Below are 5906 nucleotides of genomic sequence, written 5' to 3'. Positions count from 1 at the left end.
ATCGGATAGTCGGCGCCCATCGCCTCGCGCACTGCAGTAACGGTGTAGCTGGAATGAGTAATCGCCGCTCCGCAAGCTCCAAACACCGTGCGCCAGTCATTGTGAGACTCACCGGCGAAGGGCTCGTTGGGGATGGTGCTGAATTCCCATGCGAATACCGGCAGCGTCGGACAGGCGAAATTGACCGGCGTGCGATGCGGAGGTGAGAACGACAGGAACACGCAGTCTTCACCACGGGCAAGACAGTCGAGGTACAAGGCATCGACTTCGGTCTGTGGGTCGCTGACTTCCACCACTTGACCCAGTCGCTCCAACACCGGCCGATACTCCTTGAGCACGAAGTAATAGCTGTACTCCGAGCGACCAAGGTTCTGGGTAATGGTGTGCTGGTTGGTTTCCGAATGAATAATGATCAGCATGCGGCGTGATCCATTACATTCGCTTTCGGCAAAGCCTTTGGCGTCAGACCGAAAAAATCCGCCAGGCGCTTCTGCACTGGGGCGAAAGCGCAATAGTTATGCATACGCTCGATGGCGGCACGGGACATGCGCTGATACTCCAGCGGTTGCGCTTTGGCCATCCGGTAGCTGTTTTCGTAAGCGGTTTTCAGCGAACCCCAGTCCGGTCGGTAACGCAGGGTGCGATAAATAATCCGGGTGTCCTGCGGCCAGATGGTCAACTCCTCACTGGACTTGACCACAAACGCCACGCGCTCATCGATGTAATCCTCCATGGCCGTATGATCCGGAGCAATCACCGGTTTGCCGCTGGCCATGAACTCCATCAGCGGCAGGCACAGCCCTTCGCAGCGCGATGCATTGACGTAGTAACTGGCAGCTGCATAAAGCCGGGCGTATTGCGAATCGTCCAGATAACCATGCATCACCACCACCCGACAGGCGAATGGCGAAAGCTGCGCGAGCAAGGTCATCAGCTCATCGTAGTAAGACGACAGGTCGTTTTGGGTAATCTTCAGCACCAGCGTGGCGTCATCTGTTTCGCGGAACGCCCAGCAGAACGCGGTAATGAGTTGATGCCAGTTCTTGCGGCCGTCGCGCGGGTTGAACACGGTGACGTAGACCACACCGTCAACCTCGATTTCGACCTGGTTGCTGGTGTCGGGCCACTCTCGCGGTGGTAGTTCGGGTACTGCCATCGTCTGCGGACCGGCGATGGTCGGCATCCGGGCGGCGAGGCGCGCATGGGCGGAGTACGACAACAAGTCACGAATCCCTTCCCAGTACCACTGGCTCAAAAAATGAGTGCGATGCACCGGGATCGGCAGCGCTTTACCCAAGTCCCGGCGCCACATATGAAGGTAATGCCGGGCAATCACGAAGCGACGTTTCAGCGTCAGTGGCGGTGGTTTCAAAGCCTCTAGCGCTGCCAGTTCCTCGGCCGTCGGCGGCTCCGGAATCAGCGCGTCCGCGCTGAGCCCCAGCGTACGCGTATCGAAAATGCAGCCCTTGATCGCCAGCGTCGAACCTTCGTTCACCGGGACGCTGGTGTGCTGGCTGCGTATGTCCGCGAAGTTTTCCCACAACGGCGTGGGCAACACCAGCACCGGAAAGTCGTCGCCCATGGACTTGCGAATCGCCCGGGCGGTATGAGTGGAGAGCGTGATCACCCCCCCCTGACGCGCCAGCATTTGCGTCCAGTCCTGACGCGGGTCGTTGTCCCACCGCTCGTCTGGAATCGAGTCGAACTCCCATGCCACCACGCAGATCGTCGGGCACTCAATGTTGTTCGGGGTTTTCTGCGGCGGCGTAAATGACAAAAACAGACTGTCTTCGCCAACGGCCAGCAATTGTTTGTAGAGGGGGTCGACCTCGTCGGTGGAGGACACCACATGCACGCGTCCAAGGCTTTCGAGCACCGGACGATAAGCCTTGAGCACGAAGTAGTAACTGTATTCGGGACGACCGAGGCTCTGGCTGATGGAGCCGCCGTTTACGTCCGAGTAAAGAATGAAATTCATGGCATCCCACGAGGAAACCGCCATCCCGGCAGCCCCACTCTACGACGGCAAAACCTGGATCGAGCCGGCGTTCGCCAGTCATCGCCCATCGTCTGTTTGCCCGTCTACGTTCTTGTTTTAATGGTCGCATTCGCGGAGTCTCGGAAGATCCCAAACAAACACCGGTTATCGTGACGAGGGGCATTCTAAACACATCCATTGAGGATTCGTGAACCACAGGTAGAGAAAAAATCAGGTGACTCTAAGTAGAACTGACGGGTCACGATCGGACCTGTTGAAATTGCTGAGTAATTGGCACAAATTGGCGACCAAACAACAACAATAAAATATTTCGCCTATATTTCGACACGGCATCCAACCGGTCTGTCAGACCACTGCGTAAAACCTGTGAGGAATGGACGAAATGAATGACCAAGAGGCTGCTGTTTGAAAAAGCGTCTGTTCGTGACGGGTCTCAGTGGATTCGTCGGGCAACACCTCCAATCCCGCCTGAACGCTGATGCCTCGGAATGGGCACTTCTGCCTGCCATTTCCCGTTACGACCTCGCTGAGCCGGACAGTCTTGAAGCTCTGTGGCCCGAGATGCCCGACGCGGTCATTCACCTGGCCGGCCAGACCTTCGTTCCTGAAGCCTTCCGCAATCCGGCGCGCACGTTCAATATCAACCTGATCGGCACCCTGAACCTGCTACAGGCCCTGAAGGCTTGCGGTTTCACCGGGACGTTTCTGTACGTCAGCTCTGGCGATGTCTACGGCCAGGTCATCGAAGCCGAGCTGCCCATCACCGAACGCCAGCCACCCTGTCCGCGCAATCCCTATGCCGTGAGCAAACTGTCGGCTGAATTCCTGAGTCTGCAATGGGGGTTGAGTGAGGGCTGGCCGGTCATGGTCGCCCGTCCGTTCAACCACATTGGCACGGGGCAAAGCGAAAGCTTCGTCATCGCCAGCGCTGCCAGGCAGATCAACCGAATCAAACAAGGGTTGCAAGCGCCACAACTGGAAGTCGGTGACATCGATGTCACACGCGACTTCCTGGATGTGGACGATGTAATTTCGGCTTACCTGGCACTGCTGGAAAAGGGCGTACCGGGACAGGTTTACAACATCTGCTCGGGGCACGAGCAGAGCATTCGCAGTTTGATTGAACAACTGGGGGATCTCGCCCAGGTCGATATGCAATTGATTCAAGACCCCACACGCCTTCGCCGCGCAGATCAGCGTCGCGTCTGTGGTAGCTCTGCCAAGCTTACTCACGCCACAGGATGGACGCCTGAAATCCCAACACAACAATCCCCGCGGGCGATCCTGTCCGACTGGGAGCCGCGAGTACRACAAGAATGACAAAAAGCGCACTGATCACAGGGATCACCGGCCAGGACGGCGCGTATCTGGCCAAACTGCTGCTCGACAAGGGTTATAAAGTCCACGGGTTAGTGGCGCGTCGCAGCAGCGATTCGCGCTGGCGCCTGCGTGAGATGGGCGTCGAGAGCGACATCGTTTACCTGGACGGCGACATGGCCGATGCCTGCTCGGTGCAGCGCGCGGTCATCAAGTCGGCCCCGGACGAGGTCTATAACCTGGCCGCGCAGAGCTTTGTCGCCGCCTCTTGGGACCAACCGGTCACCACCGGCATCGTCGACGGGCTAGGGGTGACTCACCTGCTCGAAGCCATTCGTCAATTCAGTCCGCATACGCGTTTTTATCAAGCGTCCACCAGCGAAATGTTTGGCCTGATCCAGGCCGAGCAGCAAGACGAGAACACCCCGTTCTACCCGCGCAGCCCGTACGGCGTGGCCAAGCTGTATGGCCACTGGATCACCGTGAACTACCGCGAAAGCTTCAACCTGCACGCCAGCAGCGGGATCYTGTTCAACCACGAATCCCCMTTGCGCGGCATCGAGTTCGTGACCCGTAAAGTGACCGACGCAGCCGCCCGCATCAAGCAGGGCAAACAGCAGGAACTGCGCCTGGGCAACMTCGAYGCSAAGCGCGACTGGGGTTTTGCCGGCGATTACGTCGAAGCCATGTGGCTGATGCTGCAACAAGACAAGCCCGATGACTTCGTGGTCGCCACCGGCGTGACCACCACCGTACGCGAAATGTGCCGGATCGCCTTCGAACACGTCGACCTGAATTATCGCGACTTTGTCAAAATCGACCCGGCGTTTTTCCGCCCGGCCGAAGTGGAAGTACTACTCGGCAACCCGGCCAAAGCCCAGCGCGTACTGGGCTGGAAGCCAAAGACCGACCTGGAAACCTTGATCCGCATGATGATGGATGCGGACATGAAACGCGTCGCCAAGGAGTAAACCATGCTGATTCCTGTGATCCTCTCCGGCGGTGCTGGAACTCGCTTGTGGCCGGTGTCCCGCGAGGGACATCCCAAACCCTTCATGACCTTGCCCGATGGTCAGTCGCTGCTAGGCAAAACCTACCGCCGTGCCGCCGGTTTGCTCCATGGCTGGGGCGATATCGTCACGGTGACCAACCGCGACTACTACTTCCAGAGCAAGGATCACTATCAGGAGGCGCACCTCGGTCGCCATCGCGGGCACTTTCTGCTTGAGCCGACCGGTCGCAATACGGCTCCGGCCATCGCGGCGGCGGCGCTGGCGCTGCAGGCACTGCACGGCGACGAAGCGATCATGGTGGTGATGCCCGCCGATCATTTGATCCTCAACGAAGACGCCTTCAAGACTGCAGTGGAGCACGCCGTGGAGCTGGCCAGGGATGGTTTCCTGGTAACCTTCGGCGTGGTGCCGAACGCTCCGGAAACCGGTTTTGGCTACATCGAAACCGGCGCAGCGCTGGACGGTAAAGGCGCAGCCAAGGTGCAACGCTTCGTCGAAAAACCTGACCTGCAAACCGCGATGCAGTACCTGAAGAGCGGCAACTTCCTGTGGAATTCCGGAATGTTCTGCTTCTCGATCGCCACCGTGCTGGCCGAGTTGGCGATTCACGCCCCCGAGTTACTCGAGCAGGCGAAATCCTGTATGGCGGCCAGTAGCCCGGTGGAAACCATCGGGTTCCTGCAACAGGAATTGTCCCCGGCGTTGTTTGCCGAAATGACAGACATTTCCATCGACTACGCCCTGATGGAGCGTTCCGACAAAGTGGTGGTAGTGCCCGCCGCATTCGACTGGAGCGACATCGGCTCGTGGGGGGCGGTAGCCGCACTGGTACCGGCAGATGCGCAAAACAACCGGACCAGCGGCGACGCGGTGCTCATAGACAGTCATAATAACTTTATCCAGAGCGAAAACCGTCTGGTGGCAGCCGTGGGTGTGGATAACTTGATCATCATCGACACCGCCGATGCGGTGTTGGTGGCCCACGCTGATCGCGCCCAGGACGTGCGTCGGGTGGCCAAGCAGCTCAAGGACGAGCAGCACGAAGCCTATCGCCTGCACCGTACGGTCAGCCGACCTTGGGGCACTTACACCGTCCTTGAAGAAGGCCCTCGCTTCAAAATCAAACGCATCGTGGTCAAACCCGGTGGCAAGTTGTCACTGCAAATGCACCACCATCGCAATGAGCATTGGGTAGTAGTCGAAGGCATGGCCAAGGTCACCAACAACGGTACCGGCACCCAGCTGGTGGCCAAGAATGAATCGACGTTCATTGCCGCCGGTCACAAACATCGCCTGGAAAACCCCGGCGTGATCGACCTTGTGATCATCGAAGTGCAAAGCGGCGAATACATGGGAGAGGACGATATCGTTCGCTTCGAAGACCAATATGGCAGGACGGTTTGAATGCTGCTTTCTCTGTACCGCTCGCTTCGCAGCTATCGAGGGTTCATCCTCGGTAGCGTCCAGCGTGAGTTTCAAGCGCGTTATCGCAATTCGTTATTCGGCGCGTTGTGGCCGGTGCTCAACCCCCTGTCGATGATCATCGTCTACACCGTGATTTTTTCCCACATCATGCG

4 protein-coding genes and 2 pseudogenes are annotated in these 5906 nt (G+C 58.3%); 4 read left to right on the top strand and 2 right to left on the bottom strand.

Annotated features, from left to right (window positions below):
- Together AC1DRJ_RS17790 and AC1DRJ_RS17785 are read right to left on the bottom strand one after the other, a co-directional pair.
- Positions 1-419 (bottom strand): annotated as a pseudogene (locus AC1DRJ_RS17790) (glycosyltransferase); the annotation flags it as partial.
- Positions 413-1978 carry a glycosyltransferase gene (locus tag AC1DRJ_RS17785; RefSeq protein ID WP_477803310.1) on the bottom strand — a complete coding sequence of 522 codons (1566 nt, stop codon included), beginning with the start codon at positions 1976-1978 and terminating at the stop codon, positions 413-415. The gene AC1DRJ_RS17785 and the pseudogene AC1DRJ_RS17790, both read right to left, overlap by 7 nt.
- Positions 1979-2404: 426 nt before the next feature.
- On the opposite strand from AC1DRJ_RS17785, the gene AC1DRJ_RS17780 reads away from it, so the two are divergent.
- From AC1DRJ_RS17780 to AC1DRJ_RS17765, 4 genes and pseudogenes are all read left to right on the top strand, one after another.
- Complete coding sequence (locus tag AC1DRJ_RS17780) at positions 2405-3319, top strand: GDP-mannose 4,6-dehydratase (RefSeq protein WP_477803309.1); 915 nt, start codon at positions 2405-2407, stop codon at positions 3317-3319.
- Positions 3316-4287, top strand: coding sequence for a GDP-mannose 4,6-dehydratase (gene gmd, locus AC1DRJ_RS17775; protein WP_477803308.1), 972 nt, complete (start codon positions 3316-3318; stop codon positions 4285-4287). Before AC1DRJ_RS17780 ends, gmd begins: the two co-directional genes overlap by 4 nt.
- Positions 4288-4290: 3 nt before the next feature.
- Positions 4291-5733 (top strand): mannose-1-phosphate guanylyltransferase/mannose-6-phosphate isomerase, encoded by a 1443-nt coding sequence (locus tag AC1DRJ_RS17770; RefSeq protein ID WP_477803307.1) that lies wholly within the window; start codon positions 4291-4293, stop codon positions 5731-5733.
- Positions 5734-5906 (top strand): annotated as a pseudogene (locus AC1DRJ_RS17765) (ABC transporter permease); the annotation flags it as partial.

The organism is Pseudomonas sp. P5_B2, from assembly GCF_056400445.1.
This window is presented reverse-complemented; position numbering and strand designations above follow the sequence as displayed.

What these genes read in the sequence shown, in the direction of transcription:
- AC1DRJ_RS17785 (WP_477803310.1), bottom strand. Translation starts at nt 1,978, where the DNA reads ATGAATTTCATTCTTTACTCGGACGTAAACGGCGGCTCCATCAGCCAG.
- AC1DRJ_RS17770 (WP_477803307.1), top strand. Translation starts at nt 4,291, where the DNA reads ATGCTGATTCCTGTGATCCTCTCCGGCGGTGCTGGAACTCGCTTGTGG.